This window comes from Vibrio sp. 2433-A1, assembly GCF_056726085.1.
In genome coordinates this window covers 356,145-377,769 of record NZ_JBRESC010000001.1, presented here as the reverse complement: position 1 = coordinate 377,769, position 21,625 = coordinate 356,145, and the positions used below count along the sequence as shown (strand labels likewise).

General features: G+C 44.1%; 19 protein-coding genes and 18 tRNA genes. 15 read left to right on the top strand and 22 right to left on the bottom strand.

From position 1 onward, the window contains the following. Positions 1–58: 58 nt before the first annotated feature. The 3 genes from ACU01J_RS01775 to flgA form a co-directional block, all read right to left on the bottom strand. Entirely contained in the window at positions 59–484 is a 426-nt protein-coding gene (locus tag ACU01J_RS01775; protein WP_481084146.1) for a flagella synthesis protein FlgN, read from the bottom strand. Positions 485–506: 22 nt separating this feature from the next. Then, a complete protein-coding gene (gene flgM / locus ACU01J_RS01770) occupies positions 507–821 on the bottom strand; it encodes a flagellar biosynthesis anti-sigma factor FlgM (protein WP_481084145.1) in 315 nt (104 codons plus the stop codon). Positions 822–901: 80 nt separating this feature from the next. Beyond that, on the bottom strand, positions 902–1,648 hold the full coding sequence (gene flgA, locus ACU01J_RS01765) for a flagellar basal body P-ring formation chaperone FlgA (protein WP_481084144.1): 747 nt from the start codon (positions 1,646–1,648) through the stop codon (positions 902–904). A 77-nt stretch (positions 1,649–1,725) separates the two neighbouring features. Here flgA and ACU01J_RS01760 point away from each other — a divergent pair, with 77 nt between their 5' ends. The 15 genes from ACU01J_RS01760 (at position 1,726) to ACU01J_RS01690 (ending at position 17,870) form a co-directional block, all read left to right on the top strand. Beyond that, the gene (locus ACU01J_RS01760) at positions 1,726–2,652 is read left to right on the top strand and encodes a chemotaxis protein CheV (protein ID WP_481084143.1); all 927 of its coding nucleotides are present in this window, start codon (positions 1,726–1,728) and stop codon (positions 2,650–2,652) included. A gap of 11 nt (positions 2,653–2,663) precedes the next feature. Then, a complete protein-coding gene (locus tag ACU01J_RS01755; RefSeq protein WP_481084142.1) occupies positions 2,664–3,491 on the top strand; it encodes a protein-glutamate O-methyltransferase in 828 nt (275 codons plus the stop codon). A 267-nt stretch (positions 3,492–3,758) separates the two neighbouring features. Continuing rightward, positions 3,759–4,157: a flagellar basal body rod protein FlgB gene (gene flgB / locus ACU01J_RS01750; protein WP_481084141.1), complete on the top strand. Its 399-nt coding sequence runs from the start codon at positions 3,759–3,761 to the stop codon at positions 4,155–4,157. Further along, positions 4,157–4,573, top strand: coding sequence for a flagellar basal body rod protein FlgC (flgC, locus tag ACU01J_RS01745; RefSeq protein WP_481084140.1), 417 nt, complete (start codon positions 4,157–4,159; stop codon positions 4,571–4,573). Before flgB ends, flgC begins: the two co-directional genes overlap by 1 nt. 17 nt (positions 4,574–4,590) lie before the next feature. Continuing rightward, positions 4,591–5,301, top strand: a complete 711-nt coding sequence (flgD, locus tag ACU01J_RS01740; protein ID WP_481084139.1) for a flagellar hook assembly protein FlgD — start codon at positions 4,591–4,593, stop codon at positions 5,299–5,301. Between the two features lie 43 nt (positions 5,302–5,344). Beyond that, positions 5,345–6,649: a flagellar hook protein FlgE gene (gene flgE, locus ACU01J_RS01735; RefSeq protein ID WP_481084138.1), complete on the top strand. Its 1,305-nt coding sequence runs from the start codon at positions 5,345–5,347 to the stop codon at positions 6,647–6,649. 206 nt (positions 6,650–6,855) lie between these two features. Continuing rightward, on the top strand, positions 6,856–7,605 hold the full coding sequence (locus ACU01J_RS01730) for a flagellar basal body rod protein FlgF (RefSeq protein WP_053441809.1): 750 nt from the start codon (positions 6,856–6,858) through the stop codon (positions 7,603–7,605). Positions 7,606–7,624: 19 nt separating this feature from the next. Continuing rightward, positions 7,625–8,413, top strand: coding sequence for a flagellar basal-body rod protein FlgG (gene flgG, locus ACU01J_RS01725; RefSeq protein WP_481084137.1), 789 nt, complete (start codon positions 7,625–7,627; stop codon positions 8,411–8,413). A 23-nt stretch (positions 8,414–8,436) separates the two neighbouring features. Further along, positions 8,437–9,219 (top strand): flagellar basal body L-ring protein FlgH, encoded by a 783-nt coding sequence (flgH, locus tag ACU01J_RS01720; protein ID WP_481084136.1) that lies wholly within the window; start codon positions 8,437–8,439, stop codon positions 9,217–9,219. A 66-nt stretch (positions 9,220–9,285) separates the two neighbouring features. Next, positions 9,286–10,377, top strand: coding sequence for a flagellar basal body P-ring protein FlgI (locus ACU01J_RS01715; RefSeq protein WP_481084135.1), 1,092 nt, complete (start codon positions 9,286–9,288; stop codon positions 10,375–10,377). 12 nt (positions 10,378–10,389) lie between these two features. Continuing rightward, entirely contained in the window at positions 10,390–11,298 is a 909-nt protein-coding gene (gene flgJ, locus ACU01J_RS01710; protein ID WP_481084134.1) for a flagellar assembly peptidoglycan hydrolase FlgJ, read from the top strand. 267 nt (positions 11,299–11,565) lie between these two features. Next, entirely contained in the window at positions 11,566–13,440 is a 1,875-nt protein-coding gene (gene flgK / locus ACU01J_RS01705; protein ID WP_481084133.1) for a flagellar hook-associated protein FlgK, read from the top strand. Positions 13,441–13,450: 10 nt separating this feature from the next. Beyond that, entirely contained in the window at positions 13,451–14,644 is a 1,194-nt protein-coding gene (flgL, locus tag ACU01J_RS01700; RefSeq protein WP_481084132.1) for a flagellar hook-associated protein FlgL, read from the top strand. A gap of 369 nt (positions 14,645–15,013) precedes the next feature. Continuing rightward, complete coding sequence (locus ACU01J_RS01695; RefSeq protein WP_481084131.1) at positions 15,014–16,159, top strand: flagellin; 1,146 nt, start codon at positions 15,014–15,016, stop codon at positions 16,157–16,159. A gap of 577 nt (positions 16,160–16,736) precedes the next feature. Further along, positions 16,737–17,870 (top strand): flagellin, encoded by a 1,134-nt coding sequence (locus ACU01J_RS01690; RefSeq protein WP_394127668.1) that lies wholly within the window; start codon positions 16,737–16,739, stop codon positions 17,868–17,870. A gap of 162 nt (positions 17,871–18,032) precedes the next feature. On the opposite strand, the gene ACU01J_RS01685 is transcribed toward ACU01J_RS01690, so the two are convergent. From ACU01J_RS01685 to ychF, 19 genes are all read right to left on the bottom strand, one after another. After that, a tRNA-Leu gene (locus ACU01J_RS01685) sits at positions 18,033–18,117 on the bottom strand. Between the two features lie 51 nt (positions 18,118–18,168). Continuing rightward, a tRNA-Gln gene (locus tag ACU01J_RS01680) sits at positions 18,169–18,243 on the bottom strand. A 30-nt stretch (positions 18,244–18,273) separates the two neighbouring features. After that, a tRNA-Leu gene (locus ACU01J_RS01675) sits at positions 18,274–18,358 on the bottom strand. A gap of 51 nt (positions 18,359–18,409) precedes the next feature. Next, positions 18,410–18,484 (bottom strand) — tRNA-Gln (locus ACU01J_RS01670). A 30-nt stretch (positions 18,485–18,514) separates the two neighbouring features. Then, positions 18,515–18,599: transfer RNA gene (locus ACU01J_RS01665), tRNA-Leu, on the bottom strand. A gap of 54 nt (positions 18,600–18,653) precedes the next feature. Beyond that, positions 18,654–18,730, bottom strand: a tRNA-Met gene (locus tag ACU01J_RS01660). A gap of 2 nt (positions 18,731–18,732) precedes the next feature. Continuing rightward, positions 18,733–18,817 (bottom strand) — tRNA-Leu (locus ACU01J_RS01655). 51 nt (positions 18,818–18,868) lie between these two features. Further along, positions 18,869–18,943: transfer RNA gene (locus ACU01J_RS01650), tRNA-Gln, on the bottom strand. Positions 18,944–18,988: 45 nt separating this feature from the next. Further along, positions 18,989–19,073: transfer RNA gene (locus ACU01J_RS01645), tRNA-Leu, on the bottom strand. A 69-nt stretch (positions 19,074–19,142) separates the two neighbouring features. Beyond that, positions 19,143–19,219 (bottom strand) — tRNA-Met (locus tag ACU01J_RS01640). A gap of 2 nt (positions 19,220–19,221) precedes the next feature. Further along, positions 19,222–19,306, bottom strand: a tRNA-Leu gene (locus ACU01J_RS01635). 95 nt (positions 19,307–19,401) lie between these two features. Beyond that, positions 19,402–19,476, bottom strand: a tRNA-Gln gene (locus tag ACU01J_RS01630). Positions 19,477–19,506: 30 nt separating this feature from the next. Next, positions 19,507–19,591 (bottom strand) — tRNA-Leu (locus ACU01J_RS01625). 30 nt (positions 19,592–19,621) lie between these two features. Next, positions 19,622–19,706 (bottom strand) — tRNA-Leu (locus ACU01J_RS01620). A gap of 73 nt (positions 19,707–19,779) precedes the next feature. Beyond that, positions 19,780–19,856, bottom strand: a tRNA-Met gene (locus ACU01J_RS01615). Between the two features lie 78 nt (positions 19,857–19,934). After that, positions 19,935–20,009, bottom strand: a tRNA-Gln gene (locus tag ACU01J_RS01610). A 52-nt stretch (positions 20,010–20,061) separates the two neighbouring features. Then, positions 20,062–20,146, bottom strand: a tRNA-Leu gene (locus tag ACU01J_RS01605). Positions 20,147–20,183: 37 nt separating this feature from the next. Next, a tRNA-Met gene (locus tag ACU01J_RS01600) sits at positions 20,184–20,260 on the bottom strand. Between the two features lie 271 nt (positions 20,261–20,531). Beyond that, on the bottom strand, positions 20,532–21,623 hold the full coding sequence (gene ychF, locus ACU01J_RS01595) for a redox-regulated ATPase YchF (protein WP_481084130.1): 1,092 nt from the start codon (positions 21,621–21,623) through the stop codon (positions 20,532–20,534). Between the last annotated feature and the right edge of the window lie 2 nt (positions 21,624–21,625).

Sequence of the window (21,625 nt, the reverse complement as noted above, 5' to 3'; positions counted from 1 at the left end):
GGCAATCATTGCCGCTTTTATTTATTTGGGTTTTCTATGCAGTTGATGAACAAATTGGCTAGGCTTTAATATTTGTTCCAAGCGTAGTCACATTCTTCGTTTGGCCTTCGGCAGTATATGTCATGCCAAGCTTGCCTTGAGACTGTTTCATCAAGTTATTTAGCTTATTGTAGCTTAACTGTGCGCGTTGCAATGCTTGACCATTCACTTCATTCGCTTGCTGACATTGAGAAATAAGCTCACGGATTTGCTCTACCAGAGGGCTCAACTCTGGATTTGAGGTTAAGCTTTCAACGTCAGGATGGCGACGAATACGATCATCAGTGACTTGAAGTTGTTCAATGAGGGTGACTTTTTTGGTGGCTATCTGTTCAATATTTTTAGATTGACGGCTGGTAATGGCATGTTTTTCTTGCTCAAGAACATCACTAAGCTCTAGGGCATTCTTCAACTGAAACTCGACCAAACCATGTAGCGCTGCCATCTATTGAATTCTCACTTGTTATTTAAAGTCCGCCAAGTTCTTTTTCGAACTTCATCATATTATCTGCCAGCTTTTCCGGATCGACTGTGTAAGAGCCGTTGGCAATCGCTTCTTTTATCGCCGCAACTTTTGCCTGATCAAAGCTAGGTTGCCTAACCATTTGATTATGCATTTCTCCGACCGCTTTGCCCTGAGAGCTTAGTGAAACCGCGTCTTGCGCAACGGTCGATTTTTTTGCTGAATCAGAACCGCTAGTGGTCGAGTTATCATTGCGAACTGAGCTTCTCGTCGTTGTCGAGAGTGTTTGCCCTGAACGTATATTATCAATGCCTGCCATAGATGAGCCTTTTTAAAATAGAACTTGTACTGTCAATATCGACGATCACGGTGAGAACTTTAGCATTTTTATCAGATTTGCTAAAAGATAACTGTGACTTCCGAAATTCCAGATACTCGTCCTTCAATTATACGGTTGGATTTACTATTTTTCACTCTTATCTGTTCACCGTGTGAACCATCTGTCAGAGCAACCCCTTTTGTTGTAATGGTCATTCCTGATTTCACAGCTTTGATAGTAACGGTCTCATTCCGGCATACAATGCAAATGTCTCTGTCTTCAATGACTTCTCCAGCACGAAGGTTTTTCTTCGCTTTTGCGCCGATGACAGCATCGATTGAGGTAAATCCTTGCCGTCTAAAACGTTGTAGGTCTACCATACTAATAGTGACATCGTATTCAGAAATTAGCTGACCACGGGAAATTGGAGAGACCAGGGTGACCTGAGGGCCTGTGCGAATCAGGCGTACTGGTACATAGACTCGCCAATTGTCCTCGGGGCACTCAATCAGAACAGTAATATTACTGGAACTGGGGTTGGTCGACGAAGAAGAGCTCGATAGAGGACTTGGACAGTCAGTGGCAAAGATACGACTATCAATATTCGCCGCTTTCGCCTCAAGGTTACCTCCAATTGGCCACTCAATTTCGGCGATAATGTACTCTTCTGCAGTTTGTTGAATAAGCTTAATTTGACTTTCTGTTGCGGAAAATACTGAAAAACTAAAGAAAAAGAATAAAAAGCCGATAGACTTACGAAACTTTTTATAGAAAGCTCTACAATTAGTTATGGAAATTGAGCGTGATGATGTTCTAGGATATATCATTCTGTTTCTCTGGTTTTTCATGGCCACTACGTAGACTACCATTTTTTTTGCATGAAGTTTGAGATGGAGATGAGCTTATGACCGGTATTCTTGATTCAGTGAATCAGCGTACGCAACTCGTCGGTCAAAACCGATTAGAACTCCTAACCTTTCGCCTAATGGGGCGCCAGCGTTACGGAATTAACGTATTTAAAGTAAAAGAGGTACTTCAGTGCCCTAAGCTTACTTCAATGCCAAACTTGCACCCTCTAGTGAAAGGGGTTGCTCATATTCGTGGACATACGGTGTCAGTGATTGATCTTAGTTTAGCGATTGGTGGGCGTCCTACCACTGACGTTGATAAGGCATTCGTTGTCATTGCGGAATTTAACCGCACGATACAAGCATTTTTGGTGACGTCTGTTGAACGTATCATCAACATGCACTGGGAGGCAATCTTGCCGCCGCCAGACGGTGCAGGTAAGGCGAACTACTTAACCGCGGTTACTAATATCGACAATGAACTGGTTGAAATTTTAGACGTAGAGAAAATTCTTGCTGAGATTGCTCCGGTGGATGAGACTATGGACTCGTCGATTAGTGAAGAAATTGCCCAAGCAGAAACTGAAAAAGAAATTGTACGTCGTATTCTTATTGCTGATGACTCTACGGTTGCTCGTAAACAGGTAGAGCGCGCGATCACATCGCTAGGTTTTGAAGTTGTGTCGGCAAAAGACGGCAAAGAGGCGTATGATAAGTTAGTCGAAATGGCGGCTACTGGTAGTATTTATGATCAGATATCTTTGGTGATATCTGATATCGAAATGCCAGAGATGGATGGCTATACTTTGACTGCAGAAGTTCGTCGCCACCCTGATATGAAAGACTTGTATGTGATCCTTCACTCGTCATTGAGTGGGGTGTTTAACCAAGCGATGGTCGAGCGTGTTGGTGCAAACTCATTTATTGCGAAATTTAACCCTGATGAGTTGGGTAATGCAGTGAAATCGGCACTTACTAATTAAAAGAGAAGTGAATGACAGCAATAACTATAAGCGATCAAGAGTATCGTGATTTCAGCCGTTTCTTAGAGTCACAATGCGGTATTGTTCTTGGTGATAGCAAGCAATACCTCGTTAGAAGTCGTCTTAGCCCACTTGTTACTAAGTTCAAGTTGGCTTCTCTTTCTGATCTATTAAGAGATGTGGTGAGCGGGCGTAACCGTGAACTGCGAGTTGCTGCTGTCGATGCTATGACGACCAACGAAACACTTTGGTTCCGCGATACTTACCCCTTTGAAGTACTCGCTAATAAGCTACTACCGGAAGCAGCAGCGAATAAACGCCCAATTAAAATTTGGTCAGCAGCCAGTTCTTCAGGTCAAGAGCCATACTCAATGGCGATGACGGTATTAGAACAGCAGCAACGCAAGCCGGGCATGCTTCCAAGTGTTTCTATTACTGCAACCGACATCTCTGCAAGTATGCTAGATATGTGTCGTGCGGGTATTTACGACAACTTAGCACTTGGCCGTGGTCTTTCACCTGAGCGCCGGCGTACCTTCTTTGAAGATGCGGGAGACGGTCGCATGAAAGTGAAAGATAACGTAAAGCGCTTAGTGAACTTCCGTCCACAAAACTTGATGGATAGCTATGCGCTGCTTGGTAAGTTTGACATTATTTTCTGTCGAAATGTTTTGATCTACTTTTCGCCAGATATGAAGTCTCAGGTTTTAAACCAGATGGCTAATAGCTTAAACCCAGGTGGATACTTGTTGCTTGGTGCATCTGAGTCATTGACAGGTTTGACCGATAGATTTGATATGGTTCGTTGTAACCCTGGAATCATCTACAAACTAAAATAGAGCGCTCGACTCTTTCTAATCAAAGCCCAGCCTTATCGCTGGGCTTTTGCGTATCTACGGCCCAGAAAATAACTCGAGTACTAGGAGTCTAGCGAGTATACTTTTGGTGAGGCATTCCAAATCTCAACCCTATACTACGGCCAATTCTTAAATTGGCGTGGTTATTGCTGTACAGAACGTGAAAGCAAAATTGGACTAATTATAAAAGTTGGTACACATATTGCTTTGTAATATTACTAACGGTCAGTTCTTTAAGTAGAGGTCAACATGGCTATTTCTTTTGACAAAGCTCTAGGTATTCACCAATACACGGTGGGAGTACGTGAGCGCAATGCTGAGCTGATTTCTAGCAACATTGCACAAGCGAATACCCCTGGATATAAATCAAAAGGAATGGACTTTCAAAAGGCATTACAGGCGGCAACATCAGAGGCAAGCATTGGTCTTAGCCGAACTGATGGTCGGCACATCGCTGCCTCTACACAAGTGACAGGGGAAGTAATGTATCGTCTTCCAACGCAACCTGACACGGGTGATGGCAACACGGTGGATGTGGACTTAGAGCGTAACTTGTTTATGCAAAACCAGATTCGTCACCAAGCGTCACTCGACTTCTTAGGAAGTAAATTCAAGAACTTAACGAAAGCAATTAAAGGTGGTAACTGATGAGCTTATTTAACGTTTTCAATGTAACTGGTTCTGCCATGAGCGCTGAATCTGTTCGTCTAAATACGACCTCAAGTAACCTAGCAAACGCGGATAGTATCGCTAGTTCAGCGAAAGATACTTATAAAGCGCGTCATGCTGTGTTTGGAGCTGAGTTGAGTAAGGCAAAGTATGGCCGCGACTATACGGTGCCGGTGAAATTGATGGGAATTGTTGAAAGTGATAAACCGTTAAGTGCGGAATACAACCCTGACCACCCACTTGCAAATGATGAAGGCTATATCTACAAGCCGAACGTCAATGTAATGGAAGAGATGGCTAACATGATATCTGCTTCACGTTCATACCAAACGAACGTTCAAGTAGCAGATGCTAGTAAACAAATGCTGCTGCGTACGCTGCAGATGGGTCAATAAGGATAAGGAGGTAACAGATGGCCGGTAGCATTAATAATGTTGGTCAGAGTAGCTTGTCCTATATCGACCAGCTTAAACAGCTTCAGGATAAGAATAAGCCGAATGAGACAACTGGTAAGCAAGATCTAAAGCAAGAAGATTTCTTATCGTTGCTCACAAAGCAACTTGCCCAGCAGGACCCGTTTAAGCCGGTTAGTAATGACCAGATGATTGCGCAAATGGCGTCATTCGCAACCGTAGATGGCATTGGCAAGATGAACACTCAGTTTGAAACACTGAATGCGTCAATGACCTCCAATCAAGCACTACAGGCTTCATCCTTAGTTGGACGTGATGTCTTAGTACCAGGTGCTGCGGGCGTGAAGAAAGATGACGGCAATATGGCTGCTATGGTCAAACTACCTCAAGCTGTTGATAACGTGATGGTAAGAGTAGAAGACCAGATGGGACAGCTTGTCCGTACCTTTGAAGTCGGTTCTAAACCTGCGGGTGATAACCGTGTTGAATGGGATGGCAAAGATCAAAACGGTAATCCATTGCCGGCTGGCAAATACAATGTGAAAGCATCGGGTTTGTTAGATGGGAAGGCGAAAGAGTTTGAAGTTTCGACTTATGCAAACGTCAATAGCGTCCTTCTGGGTAAAGGTGATGGTAACGTACTACTCAATCTGGCTGGCTTTGAGTCGCCAGTTCGACTTGCTGAAGTACTAGAAGTTGGTAAGGCGTAACTCTTAATTAAGTCGTTATGCTAGCTAGATAGGAGATTTTGGAATGTCATATGTTGCACTAAGCGGCTTGGCTGCTGCTCAATTAGACTTGAATACAACCAGTAACAATATTGCGAACGCGAACACGTTCGGCTTTAAAGAGTCTCGTGCTGAGTTCGGTGATGTTTACTCGAATTCACTGTTCACTCACGCTAAGACGACACCTGGACAAGGTGTACAAGCGGCAAAGGTGGCGCAACAATTCCACGAAGGTTCAAGTATTTATACTAATAACCCAATGGATTTACGTATTGGTGGCACCGGTTTCTTCGCAGTCGCTAAAGACCGCCTGGCACCGACCTCTAATGAGTTAACTCGTAATGGTGCATTTCACCTGAACAAAGATAACTACATGGTTTCTTCGAACGATGAGTTTTTGTTGGGTTATCAGGTAAACAAAGATACGGGCGACGTACTTTCTTACGAACCGTCACCATTGAATATTCCGAAAGAGTTTGGCAAACCAAAGCAAACTGCGAATATTGAAGTAGGTGTGAATCTACCAGCAGGTGGTGAGTTGAAAGATCCCGCGTTATTTGATTACTCAGATCCTGAAACATATAACCGTTCAACGTCTTCGACGATCTATGACTCTATGGGTCAGTCGTACAAGCTTACTACTTACTACCTAAAAGATCAGAACCAAGCAAACACTTGGCAGACTTATTACACGGTGACTGATAGTGCGGGTGAGAAACCTCTGAACATAACTGGTGGTGATGTAACTTCACCGACAGGTCACGTTGGTCATACCATGAAGTTTAATAATGATGGTACGTTAGCAAGCCTTAACAACGGCCAAAATATTGTTTCTGAACCACTAGGTACTGGGGCAAACCCTGTTGAACTTAACGGTGCAGATGTTAACCAAACACTTTCATTTGGTCTAAATGATGCAACTCAGTTTGCAGCTCCTTTTGAGTTGACTAAGTTTGATGAAGACGGTGCAACTACAGGTTTCTTAACCAAAGTTGATTTTGACGAAAATGGTAGTGTGTTGGGCACTTATTCCAACGGTGAGAACATTATCCTAGGTCGTGTTGCCTTGGTTCGAGTTGCCAATGAACAAGGTCTAGATAAGAAAGGTGGTACTCAGTGGGATGCGACCCAGTTCTCTGGTGCTAAGATCTGGGGTGAATCGAACAAAGGTTCATTTGGTACAATTAGTAGTGGTACGCTTGAGCAGTCAAATATCGACATGACTCAAGAGCTGGTTGACCTGATTTCGGCTCAGCGTAACTTCCAAGCGAACTCTCGTTCTTTAGAAGTGCACAACCAAACTCAACAGAACATTCTGCAAATCCGTTAATCGTCTTACGTTGTTTGGCAATAATCTGTATAGCAAGCTGGTGGCAAAGATCAGCTTGCTATGTTGCCGCCTCTCACTCATTGCCTCCTCTATTTTCTCTATCAAACCAGCCGTTTAGACTTTAATTTATTGATATAAAAAGAATTTTATAACTTGGCATACCTATTGCTTTGTATTGATCAGAATTGTGATTATTGGAGCAAATTATGGATCGTGCACTGTTTCTTGCGATGAGCGGCGCCAAGCAGAATATGCAGGCATTACAGCTTAGAGCAAACAACCTAGCGAACGTCAGTACCACGGGTTTCCGTGCTGATTTGGCGCAAGCGCGTTCAATGCAGGCATACGGCGAAGGTGTTCCTAGCCGAGTGTTTAGCATGACAGAGCGTCCGGGACATAATTTCCAACAAGGTAGTGTGATTACTACGGGTCGTGACTTAGATGTGACGATTCAAGGTGATGGCTGGATCTCTGTACTGGATCAGACAGGTAAAGAAGGTCTGACACGTAACGGTAATCTAAATGTTGATGTGAATGGCTTACTGACCAGTGGCAATGGCCACTTAGTACTCGGTGAAACTGGCGCACCAATAACACTTCCAATTCCAGTAAGTAAAGTCGAGATTGGCAACGACGGTACAATTTCGGTGGTTCCTCAAGGTGCACCTGCAGATGCTATTGAAGTTGTCGACCGAATCAAGCTTACCCGTACCAATAATCAATCACTATTCAAAGATATCAACGGATTATTCCGTGCAAAAGATCCTAATGCGGCATACGAAGCGGATGCCGATGTAAAACTGCTCACAGGCGCAATCGAAGGCAGCAACGTTAATGCTATTGGTGAAATGACTAGCTTGATTGACTTGCAACGCCAATTTGAAATGCAAGTGAAGATGATGAGCACGGCAGAAGACATGGACAAAGCGTCTGATTCTCTGCTTCGTATGAGCTAATAGATTTTAGGAGAAGGTTATGCATCCTGCATTATGGGTAAGTAAAACGGGCTTAGATGCTCAACAAACCAATATTTCAACGATTTCAAACAACTTGGCGAACGCATCGACGGTCGGTTACAAGAAAAGTCGCGCGGTATTTGAAGATTTGTTCTATCAAAATATCAACCAACCTGGTGGTCAGTCTTCACAGAACACAGAACTGCCAAGTGGTTTGATGTTAGGTGCAGGTTCTAAGGTTGTGGCAACCCAAAAGGTACACACCCAAGGTAATACCCAAACGACCAACAACAGTCTCGACATGATGATTGAGGGTGATGGCTTCTTTCAGATCCTAATGCCAGATGGCAACATTGGTTACAGCCGTAATGGTCAGTTCACTGTGAATGACGAAGGCGTTATCGTAACGTCGGGCGCAGGCTATGCACTTGAACCCGAAATTGCTATTCCTGAAGATGCGCAAAGCATCACGATTGGTACCGACGGTGAAGTATCAGTGCGTATTCGTGGTCAGCAAGATAACCAAGTGGTCGGTCAAATTGCCACGGTCGATTTTGTTAACCCTGGTGGCCTTGAGCCTATTGGTCAGAACCTTTACATGGCAACAGGCGCAAGTGGCGATCCTCAAGAAGGTGTACCGGGGCTTGATGGATTTGGTGATATTCGCCAGTCGATGCTTGAGACATCTAACGTTAACGTTACTGAAGAGCTGGTTAATATGATTGAAGCTCAGCGTGTGTACGAAATGAATTCTAAAGTCATCTCTGCAGTCGACAAGATGATGAGCTTTGTTAACCAACAGCTTTAATCTAGTAGGAAGAGGGTAGAAAGATGAATCGATTACTAGCCATGCTGTTGGGGATCACCACACTATCTGGGTGTACGCTTATGCAGCCGCCAATTGAAACGCCGGATGTTGTGCAAGGTACGACTACCGTTGATGCTGTTGAAGGTGATAAATCGAGTGATGATGAGTCTGGCATTATCGATACGCTACGTGGCAGAAATGATCCGGTCTCTGGCGATCCAGCTTGGGCCCCGATTCATCCTAAGCATCAGCCTGAGCATTATGCAGCAGAGACAGGTTCACTATTTAACAGTGGACGTGTATCCAGTCTTTATGATGATTCTAAGCCACGTGGCATTGGTGACATCATTACTGTCACGCTAGATGAAAACACCAACGCATCTAAGAGTTCAGACGCTGACTTATCGAAAAACAATGATGCGACCATGGATCCATTGGAAGTGGGGGGAGAACAACTTAGCCTTGGGAAATACAACTTTTCCTATAACTTAAGTAATGATAATTCATTCAGTGGCAGTGCCGCGGCTAACCAAAGCAATAGCCTTTCTGGTTCTATTACGGTTGAAGTTATTGAGGTACTGGCAAACGGTAACTTAGTGATACGTGGCGAAAAGTGGTTAACTCTTAACACTGGCGACGAATACATACGACTGAGCGGAACCATTCGTCCTGATGATATTGATTACCAGAACACCATAGCATCCACCCGAATTTCGAACGCAAGAATTCAGTACTCTGGCACGGGTACACAACAAGATATGCAAGAACCGGGATTCTTGGCACGATTCTTTAATGTCTCTCTCTAATCCCAGCTAATGCCGTTTTTTTGGCACAAATACAAAGCTGGTTGAGTGTAGAGTAAAGGTACGGTTATGAAAAAGTGGTTTCTCCTTGTTGCAAGTCTGCTGTTTATCGCGACACAAGCGCATGCAGCACGCATAAAAGACGTTTCGCAAGTAGCGGGCGTACGTGGTAACCAATTGGTTGGCTACGGCTTGGTAACAGGTTTACCGGGAACAGGTGAATCCACGCCATTTACCGATCAAAGCTTCAATGCGATGTTGCAAAATTTTGGTATCCAGATGCCACCAGGCACAAAACCAAAGTCGAAAAACGTTGCCGCTGTTATTGTTACTGCTGAGCTACCTGCGTTTTCTAAACAAGGTCAAACCATCGATGTAACCGTCTCTTCAATTGGCTCAGCTAAAAGCCTACGTGGCGGTACATTAATGCAAACCATGCTCAAAGGCCTTGATGGGCAAATCTATGCCGTAGCACAAGGCAACCTTGTTGTTAGTGGTTTTAGTGCTACGGGAGCCGACGGTTCAAAAATTGTCGGTAACAACCCTACAGCAGGTATGATATCTAGTGGCGCAATGGTTGAAAGAGAGATACCTACTCCATTCAGTCGTGGTGACTTCATTACATTTAATCTACTGGAATCGGACTTTACCACCGCCCAGCGTATGGCCGACGCAGTAAATAACTTTCTTGGTCCGCAAATGGCATCAGCGATTGATGCGACATCGGTTAAGGTTCGCGCACCACGTGATGTTACTCAGCGAGTTGCGTTCCTTTCTGCGATTGAAAATATTGAGTTTGATCCTGCTGAAGGTTCAGCAAAAATTATTGTTAACTCTCGCACCGGGACCATCGTTGTCGGTAAGCATGTTCGTTTAAAGCCAGCAGCTGTAACCCATGGAGGGATGACCGTTGCGATCAAAGAAAATCTTAATGTCAGTCAACCTAACGCCTTTGCCGGTGGAGATACCGTTGTTGTGCCTGATACTGACATCGAAGTGACTGAAGAGCGGGGCAAGATGTTCAAATTCGAACCTGGTCTAACATTAGACGATCTAGTCCGCGCCGTAAATCAAGTGGGGGCAGCGCCTTCAGATTTGATGGCTATCTTGCAAGCATTGAAGCAAGCCGGTGCGATTGAAGGCCAATTGATTATTATCTAAGGGAGTGTAGTGATGGTTAATAATGGTAATGATATTGGCTTTATTCATGATCTCGCTAGCTTAGACAAACTTCGCCAGAAAGCCGTAGGTGGAGATGAGAAGAGTGAAAAAGCGGCACTGACGGCAGCAGCAAAGCAATTTGAAGCTATTTTTACTTCAATGCTTTTCAAGTCTATGCGTGATGCGAACTCTACCTTTGAGTCCGGCTTGATGGACAGTCAAAATCAGAAATTTTATCGTCAAATGATGGACGAGCAAATGTCGAGTGAGTTAAGCGCGTCAGGCTCTCTTGGTCTAGCTGATATGATTGTTGCCCAACTTACTTCTGGCAGCGTCGAAAACCAAAATGCTAACTCACGAAACGTCGACTTTGAAGCTATGATGGAGAAAGTTGACCGCATTCGCCAAGAACGGGCTGATACCACGACGGTAATGCAATCAGATAAAGTTGAACCATCAAGATTTAACTCTCCAGAGTCATTCGTTAGCTCGATGAAACCTTATGCGGAAAAAGCAGCAAGAGCTCTTGGGGTCGATTCCTCATTACTTCTCGCCCAAGCAGCACTCGAAACTGGCTGGGGCCAGAAGGTTATTAATAACTCTCGTGGTAGCAGTAACAACCTATTTAATATCAAAGCGGACAGAAGCTGGAGCGGTGATAAGGTAGCAACTCAAACTTTGGAATATCACCAAGGTGTACCCGTTAAAGAGCAAGCGGCTTTCCGTTCATATCAAAATTATGAAGATAGCTTTAATGACTATGTTCGCTTCCTAAATGAAAATCCGCGTTACACAACGGCACTGCGCCATGGTGGCAATAACGAAGAGTTTATTCGTGGAATTCACCAAGCTGGCTATGCAACAGACCCAAGTTACGCCGATAAAGTGCTTAGCGTAAAAGCGCGTATTGATCAGATGTAAGGAAGGGGCGGACTTCGTCCTACAGATTTTCTACGTGCTTTTTGAGATCCCCAACTTGTTCGTAGCTCACTCTTGAGTGATGACATATTAACCTGTTGAAATAAAAAGGGTTAATGCTCTCTCGTTGACCCTCAAAATTCTCCAGTTCTCCAGTTCTCCAGTTCTCCAGTTCTCCAGTTCTCCAGTTCTCCAGTTTGGCACAAATGTTGCTTTTATTAACTTAGATGTTCAGTTAATACTGATTTATATAGGTTTATTGGGGGCAATATGGCGTCTGATCTTCTGAATCTTGGTGCGCAAAGCGTACTGACGGCTCAGAGACAACTCAACACTACAGGTCATAACATCTCTAATGTAAATACAGAGGGTTATAGCCGTCAGTCGGTGATACAAGGCACAAATATGCCGCGTCAATACGGTGGGGAGACCTACGGTATGGGCGTACATGTGGACAAAGTTCGCCGCTCTTGGGATCAGTTTGCCGTTAACGAGCTTAATGTTTCGACCACTAGCCATGCCAATAAAATCGATGATGAAGCGAACTTGGAAATGTTATCCAACATGCTTTCATCTGTTTCCTCGAAGAAAATTCCAGAAAATTTGAACGAATGGTTTGATGGCGTTAAGTCTTTAGCCGATAGTCCAAATGACGTGGGTGCACGTAAAGTCGTGCTTGAAAAAGCTAACCTTATTACCCAAAACCTCAACGACTTCCATGAAACTATTCGTCATCAGGCTGATGTCACCAATAAGAAGCTTGATTTAGGTATCGAACGCGTCAACCAACTTGCGGTTGAAATTCGTGATTTACATCGTTTGATGATGCGTACACCAGGTCCACACAATGACTTAATGGATACGCACGAAAAGCTCATTGCAGAGTTGTCGGAATACACAAAGGTGACGGTGACACCACGTAAAAACTCGGAAGGTTTTAACGTTCATATTGGTAATGGCCATACTCTGGTTTCAGGGACAGAAGCCAGTCAATTGAAGATGATTGATGGTTACCCTGACGTTCACCAACGTCGCTTAGCCATGATTGAAGGTAAGGGTATTAAGGCGATAACCACCAAAGATATCGATGGTAAGTTAGGTTCGATGCTCTCTATGCGTGATGAGAAAATTCCGCAGTTAATGGATGAGTTAGGTAAGCTCGCAACCTCTTTTTCCTATGAAGTGAATAAGTTGCAATCTCAAGGGTTAGATTTAAGAGGTAATATCGGAGGGTTGATGTTTACTGATGTTAACTCAGATGTTGTCGCTAAATCCCGTGTTGTGACTTCGTCTAATTCAAAAGCAGACCTAGCGGTATACATCGAAGATACCAACCAGTTAATCGGTGGTGAATATTCTCTCCAGTACAGTGGCGGCGACTACTACATTACTCGTCCTAGTGGTGAACAGTTTATCGTGCCTGTGGTTGACGATGCTATTAGTTTAGATGGTATTCGGATTGATATTCGTAATGATCTTGCTTCGGGAGAAAGAGTGTTGATTCGACCAACCCGCAATGCCGCAGCACAAATGAGGGTTGAAACTAATGACCCAACAGCCATTGCAGCGCAAAGCTATGAAGCGTCGACCACTTTTGCCCAGGGCAATGCAAAATTTAAGATTGACCGAGCTGGAGGGTTGAGAGAGTTTGAAGTGGTGATTTCCCCAGATGGTAAACAGTTTGCTGTCACTGATACGAAAGGGAAAGTACTGCTTCAACCTCAAGACTATCCGCCAGAGGGAGTCGTGACTGTCCAAGGAACATCATTTGAGCTTACCGATGGAGCATTGCCGAATGACAAGTTTACGGCAAATCTTGTCCCATCAGAAGGTGATAACGGCAACTTGCTAAAAATGCAAAATCTACAAACAGATAAAAAGCTTAATGATGGCGAGTCAACCATTTTGGATATCTACCACAACCTGAATACGGATGTGGGTCTGCAAATGTCGACCGCTTCTCGGCTTACTGATGTATCACGCCTCGAAAAAGAAGCGGCTCAAGAAAGGGTTGCATCGATTGCGGGTGTGAACCTCGATGAAGAAGCGGCGAATATGATGAAGTTTCAACAAGCTTATATGGCTTCTTCGCGCATCATGCAGGCGGCAAATGACACTTTTAATACCATTTTGGCGTTGAGATAGGGAGGCGTAAATGTTGAATCGAATTTCTAGCTTCCATAACTATCAGTCAGTGCAGAATGATTTACGTCGTTCTGAAGCGAAAGTCCACCATAACCAAGCACAGCTCGCGTCTGGTAAAAAACTGATGAAAGCCAGCGATGATCCGTTGGCGACACATTACATTCAAAATATTGGCCAGCAGAAAGAACAGTTACGTCAATACACTGATGCGATTGTGTTGACGCGAAACCGTCTAGAGCACAATGAAGTGATTATCTCTAATGCGGAAGAGTTTACTGATGAAGCAAAGCGTACCGTAATGGAAATGATTAACGGCTCGCTTTCCCCAGAAGATCGACTAGCTAAACGACGAGAAATCGAAGAGTTGGCTAATAACTTCCTTAACTTGGTCAATGTTCAAGACGAATCGGGCAACTATATCTTCGCCGGAACTAAGCCTAAGAATCAGCCATTTTTCCGCGATAAAGATGGCGATGTGAGTTATGCGGGTGACGACTATCAGCGCAAGATGAAAATCTCTAATAGCTTAGAAATGCCCATAAATACTCCAGGCAGTAAGTTATTTATGGAGATTGATAACCCATTTGGTAGCTATGAACCTCAGTACAACTTAAAAGAAGCTTCAGAGCTGCTCTTAGAGCGTGCAATCAATACAAACCCTGATGATCAGTCTGAATATAAAGTGACGTTTGTTGATATGCCAGACGGCAAGTATGGTTATCAGCTCGAGCGTGATGGTTCAGTGGTCAAGGCGGATGTTTTCAATCCGGCTGAAGGCATCAAATTTGAAGGGCTGACAATTCAAGTGAAAGGCCAGCTTACCAAAGGTGATGAAATCACTTTAGACCGCCGTGATACGTACAGCATATTCGATACATTTAAAGATGCGATGTCCTTGTCATCGGGCTCAGTATCTGACGCGTCAAATACCGCTAAGCTTCACCAGATTACTCAAGAGTTTAACGCCGCGTTTATTCATTTAAATAAAGCTAGGACTGATGTGGGTGCTCGCCTTAGTACATTAGATATTCAGGAAGAACAGCACGAAGACTTCAAAATGACTTTAGCAAAGTCGAAGAGCAATTTTGAAGACTTGGATTATGCGGAAGCCATTATTGAGTTCAATGAAAACTCAAGGGCTTTACAAGCATCACAACAAGCTTTTGGTAAGACAAAAGATTTAACCTTATTCAATTACATTTAAGCTCTACGCCTTATGTGCAACGCCTTAAGTGCGAGCTAGTCAATTGAATCGTGTCACCAGCGGCTTTGAAAGAGGCAAGTGGTGGCAAAGTAAGCGGCAAACTTATTGCCGCTGCTTAAAAATGGTAAAGAAGTAAGCGTAATTAATTGTCGGTATTTAACTTAACTTATTGATATTAAGTTATTTTAAATCTATCTGGTAATGACTTTTAAAGTTGGCACGCTACTTGAATTATTCAGATTAGAGTTTAAACAACAAGCTTTGAGTCGGTGATATTCCGACTTAGCTACGAATTTACGGTCAGTGCTTCCAAATGAGACAAAGCTGGCCGCTTCGCAAGCAGTTGCGAACTCAATAGGAGAGCAAACTATGACCATAACAGTAAATACTAACGTTTCGGCGATGACCGCTCAGCGTTATTTAAATAAAGCGACCGGCGATCTTAATACTTCGATGGAACGCTTATCATCAGGCCAACAAATCAACAGCGCGAAAGATGACGCTGCGGGTCTACAGATTTCGAACCGATTAACGGCGCAGTCTCGTGGTCTAGATGTAGCAATGCGAAATGCGAACGATGGCATATCAATTGCTCAAACCGCGGAAGGTGCAATGAATGAATCCACATCGATCCTGCAACGCATGCGTGACCTATCGTTACAATCTGCCAATGGCACTAACTCAGCATCAGAGCGTCAAGCTTTAAATGAAGAAGTAACAGCTTTGCAAGATGAATTGAACCGTATTGCTGAAACGACCTCTTTTGGTGGTCGTAAGCTACTTAATGGTTCATTTGGTGAAGCATCATTTCAGATCGGTGCAAGTTCTGGTGAAGCGATTATCATGGGCCTAACCAGTGTTCGTGCGGATGACTTCCGTATGGGTGGTCAATCATTTATTTCCGCACCAGAAAATGCAAAAGATAAAGACTGGGGTGTACCACCAACGGCGAAAGATCTTAAGTTTGAATTCACGACTAAATCTGGTGAAGCAGTAACACTAGATATCATTGCTAAAGAAGGTGATGACATCGAAGAAGTTGCAACATACATTAATGGTCAAACAGATAAGTTAAAGGCATCGGTTGATGAAGATGGTCGCCTGCAAATCTTTGCCGCTGAACCAAACCTTGAAGGTAACTTGAATATATCTGGTGGTCTTGCTGGTGAGCTTGGTCTTACAGGTGGTCCAGGTACCAATACTACGGTTCAGAACATTGATGTAAATACAGTTGGTGGTGCGCAAAATGCCGTTGGTATTATTGATGCAGCTCTTAAGTATGTTGATTCTCAGCGTGCAGATCTCGGTGCGAAACAAAACCGACTAAGCCACAGTATCAACAACTTAGCTAACATCCAAGAAAACGTTGAAGCATCGAACAGTCGCATTCGTGATACAGACTTCGCGAAAGAAACGACAGCGATGACTAAAGCACAAATTCTGCAACAAGCGGGTACGTCGATACTTGCTCAAGCAAAACAGTTGCCAAACTCTGCAATGTCACTATTGCAATAGTAGTCAATACCTTCACTAGCAGTAACCTAGACGTAGGGTTAAGTGAAGGTATGATGGCAAACATAGGTGATGAAAATATAGAACTCTCTCTCATACCTGTTTTATAACTGAATCACTTATGTAAACGACAACCAGGCTGTGATCATTTCTCTCGATCTCCAACGGCATTGGTTGTCAAATAGCCCCGGTTCTCTCAAAGGAAGGTATGGCTAATTAGTTATACTTGGGGCTACCTCTTTCTAACGCCTTGCTCTTTTATCAGAGCAGGGCGTTTTCTCATTTTAGGCCTTATAGACTTGCCTCTAGTATCTCATTCTTGCGTCTATATCTAGCATATTTAGTCTGGATAGATACCCGACTGATTACGGCAAAACTTTAGCATCTAATTTCATATTTATTTGTTTCGTCATGTTTTCAATGAAATAGCTATTATGTAACTAAATTTACTTCAATCTGCTCTAAAGTTCATCAATTCACTGTCGTTATAAAGGTTACTTTGAGAGAACTCATTGGTTTTCCGAGACGTCGGAAACCTTTCGGATACTCCGGTAAATGGAAAATCAATAGGAGAACCACTATGGCGGTTAATGTAAACACAAACGTTTCTGCGATGACAGCTCAGCGTTACCTAAACAGTGCAAACTCAGCGCAGCAAACGTCAATGGAAAGATTATCTTCTGGTTTTAAGATCAATAGTGCAAAAGACGATGCTGCCGGCATGCAAATCTCGAATCGATTGAATGTGCAAAGTCGCGGTTTAGATGTCGCGGTTAGAAATGCAAATGATGGTATTTCGATGGCACAAACAGCAGAAGGTGCGATGAACGAAACGACTAACATTCTGCAACGTATGCGTGACTTGTCACTGCAATCAGCGAACGGTTCTAACTCGAAGTCAGAGCGTGTTGCCATCCAAGAGGAAGTAACAGCGCTGAATGATGAGCTTAATCGAATTGCTGAAACAACCTCATTTGGTGGGAATAAGCTGCTCAATGGTACGTTTGCAACCAAGTCATTCCAGATTGGTGCTGACAACGGTGAGGCTGTAATGCTGACCATGAACAACATGCGTAGTGATAACGTGATGATGGGTGGTAATAGCTATGTGGCAGCAAATGGCCAAGGCAAAGATTGGTCGGTGCAAGCCGGTGCTAACGATCTAACTATTTCCCTAACTGATAAGTTTGGTGAAGCACAAAATATTACTATCAATGCCAAAGAAGGTGACGATATTGAAGAGCTCGCAACTTACATCAACGGTCAGACTGATCTCGTCAAAGCATCGGTTGGTGAAGAGGGGAATCTGCAGCTATTTACCGACAATAATAGAGTCGATGGCGCAGCAACGTTTGGAGGCTCCCTAGCTGGCGAGTTAAGCTTTGGTGCAGCACAAGCCGTTACGGTTGATACTATTGATGTTACATCCGTTGCTGGGGCTCAGGAGTCTGTTGCAATCGTAGATGCTGCACTTAAGTTTGTGGATAGTCATCGCGCAGAGCTTGGTGCATTCCAAAACCGTTTCAATCATGCGATCAATAACTTAGAAAACATTAATGAGAATGTGAACGCATCTAATAGTCGAATCAAAGACACTGACTTTGCTAAAGAAACAACGGCATTGACTAAGTCTCAGATTCTTACTCAAGCTTCTAGTTCTGTTCTTGCACAAGCAAAGCAAGCGCCCAACTCAGCGTTGGGGCTTTTAGGCTAAAGAGCTGAACTCTTTAGAAACTTATAAAGTCATGACTTAAGTGAAAACCCAGCCTCGGCTGGGTTTTGTTTTATATCTTTTAAAAGTCGCAGAGCATAGATCTAACTTATAAGTCGGTACAGATAAAAGAAAACCCAGCTACAAAGCTGGGTCTCTTAATGATGGTGCGGAAGGAGAGACTTGAACTCTCACACCTTGCGGCGCCAGAACCTAAATCTGGTGCGTCTACCAATTCCGCCACTTCCGCATCAATTTGTAGTCATTACTGATAATTGGATAATCAATAAGACGTTGTATATGGCAGGTCTACCTGGATTCGAACCAGGGAATGGCGGCATCAAAAGCCGCTGCCTTACCGCTTGGCGATAGACCTGCAGTGCTTTCATAAGAAAGACTTAAATAATGGTGCGGAAGGAGAGACTTGAACTCTCACACCTTGCGGCGCCAGAACCTAAATCTGGTGCGTCTACCAATTCCGCCACTTCCGCATCAATTTGTAGTCATTACTGATAATTGGATAATCAATAAGACGTTGTATATGGCAGGTCTACCTGGATTCGAACCAGGGAATGGCGGCATCAAAAGCCGCTGCCTTACCGCTTGGCGATAGACCTGCAGTGCTTTCATAAGAAAGACTTAAATAATGGTGCGGAAGGAGAGACTTGAACTCTCACACCTTGCGGCGCCAGAACCTAAATCTGGTGCGTCTACCAATTCCGCCACTTCCGCAACAAATCTGTATTCATAACGCTAATTGGTAAAAGCGCTATGAAGTTGTATAAATGGTGGCTACGACGGGATTCGAACCTGTGACCCCATCATTATGAGTGATGTGCTCTAACCAGCTGAGCTACGTAGCCAATGGTGCGGAAGGAGAGACTTGAACTCTCACACCTTGCGGCGCCAGAACCTAAATCTGGTGCGTCTACCAATTCCGCCACTTCCGCATCAATTTATAGTCATTACTGATAATTGGAGAATCAATAAGACGTTGTATATGGCAGGTCTACCTGGATTCGAACCAGGGAATGGCGGCATCAAAAGCCGCTGCCTTACCGCTTGGCGATAGACCTGCAGTGCTCTAACTAAAGAGACTTTCTTTCCACCTAAGGAAAGTATGGTGCGGAAGGAGAGACTTGAACTCTCACACCTTGCGGCGCCAGAACCTAAATCTGGTGCGTCTACCAATTCCGCCACTTCCGCATCAATGTGTAGTCATTACTGATAATTGGAGAATCAATAAGACGTTTTTTCTATTCCTAAAAGAAGGAATGGTGGCTACGACGGGATTCGAACCTGTGACCCCATCATTATGAGTGATGTGCTCTAACCAGCTGAGCTACGTAGCCAATGGTGCGGTCGGAGAGACTTGAACTCTCACACCTTGCGGCGCCAGAACCTAAATCTGGTGCGTCTACCAATTCCGCCACGACCGCGTATCAAACATCATTGAGAGAATTGGTAAAACCTCAATGATACTTCCTAATTAAAGGAAGACTAAAACCAGCTTTAAAACTGATTTTTGAAATAGTGGCAGGTCTACCTGGATTCGAACCAGGGAATGGCGGCATCAAAAGCCGCTGCCTTACCGCTTGGCGATAGACCTGCAGGCATAGTCAAAAGACTATTCAACTCATGGTGCGGTCGGAGAGACTTGAACTCTCACACCTTGCGGCGCCAGAACCTAAATCTGGTGCGTCTACCAATTCCGCCACGACCGCATAAGTTGTTTATTTTAGATAATTTCAAGATGGTGCGGTCGGAGAGACTTGAACTCTCACACCTTGCGGCGCCAGAACCTAAATCTGGTGCGTCTACCAATTCCGCCACGACCGCATCTTGAATCTATCTAAATCATTACTGATCAATTGGTAAAAACCAGTAATGTTCCCTTTTAAAGGGGAATAAATGGTGGCTACGACGGGATTCGAACCTGTGACCCCATCATTATGAGTGATGTGCTCTAACCAGCTGAGCTACGTAGCCATCTTTTTGAGCGAGACAATATAAACCTTCGCGCTCTATGTGACAACCCTTTTTGTAAAAGGACTTCCACTTTGAATATGGCAGGTCTACCTGGATTCGAACCAGGGAATGGCGGCATCAAAAGCCGCTGCCTTACCGCTTGGCGATAGACCTGCAGACGACAATCAATAAAGATCATCTTTCTTCTAATCAAGAAGACAAAACATGGTGCGGTCGGAGAGACTTGAACTCTCACACCTTGCGGCGCCAGAACCTAAATCTGGTGCGTCTACCAATTCCGCCACGACCGCATCTATTCCTAATTACTTTCGAAAAAGCATTTAGGAATGGTGGCTACGACGGGATTCGAACCTGTGACCCCATCATTATGAGTGATGTGCTCTAACCAGCTGAGCTACGTAGCCATTACCATGTTTTTTGTTCTCAACAACGTGTTACCTTATTGTTGGGAACGGCGCGCATTATGCGAAGTTGAGTAAGATCCGTCAATAGTTTTTTTGAATAAATCAGCCAAAATGGCTCGTTCGGTTTCTTTTTAGACAAAGAGGCGTGTTAATGGTCGAAAACCGATAACAAAATGACATTCATCAAGGATCTTTACTAATCGGGGATTTAGCGAATAACAAAAAAAGCCAGCATGTCTGCTGGCTTTGAACTCAATGACTTGAGTGAGATTTATACGTTGAAGCGGAAGTGAACAACATCGCCATCTTTAACGATGTATTCTTTGCCTTCTAGACGCCATTTACCTGCGTCTTTTGCACCACTTTCACCGTTGTATTGAATGAAGTCGTCGTAACCAACAACTTCAGCACGGATGAAGCCTTTTTCGAAGTCGGTGTGGATCTTACCTGCTGCTTGTGGCGCTGTTGCACCCACAGGGATTGTCCAAGCGCGTACTTCTTTAACACCTGCCGTGAAGTAAGTGTGTAGAGTAAGCAGTTCGTAGCCTGAACGGATCACACGGTTAAGACCAGGTTCTTCGATACCCATGTCAGCAAGAAACTCTTCGCGATCTTCGTCTTCTAGTTCAGATAGTTCAGATTCAATAGCAGCACAGACAGCCACAACCACATTGTTTTCTTTTTCTGCGTACTCACGTACTGCATCAAGATATGGGTTGTCTTCAAAACCGTCTTCATTAACGTTAGCAATGTACATGGTTGGCTTCAGCGTTAGGAAGTTTAGGTAACCTACTGCTGCTAGTTCTTCTTTAGAAAGCTCAACTGTGCGTGCCATACCACCTTCCGTTAGTACTGGAAGCAGTTTTTCAAGAACAGTCAGTTCAAACTTAGCGTCTTTGTCGCCGCCTTTTGCTTTTTTAGCATTACGTTGGATAGCGCGCTCACAAGAGTCTAGGTCAGCCATTGCAAGCTCAAGGTTGATAACCTCGATATCTTCGATTGGTGATACTTTACCTGCTACGTGGACGATGTTCTCGTTTTCAAAACAACGAACAACGTGACCAATCGCGTCAGTTTCACGGATGTTTGCTAGGAATTTGTTACCTAGGCCTTCACCGCGTGATGCACCTGCAACTAGGCCAGCGATATCTACGAATTCCATCGTAGTTGGCAGTACTTTCTGTGGGTTTACGATTTTCGCTAGTGCGTCTAGACGAAGATCTGGCACAGGTACCACACCTGTGTTTGGTTCGATAGTACAGAAAGGGAAGTTTGCTGCTTCGATGCCTGCTTTAGTAAGTGCGTTAAACAGAGTTGATTTACCTACGTTTGGTAGACCAACGATGCCACATTTAAAACCCATGA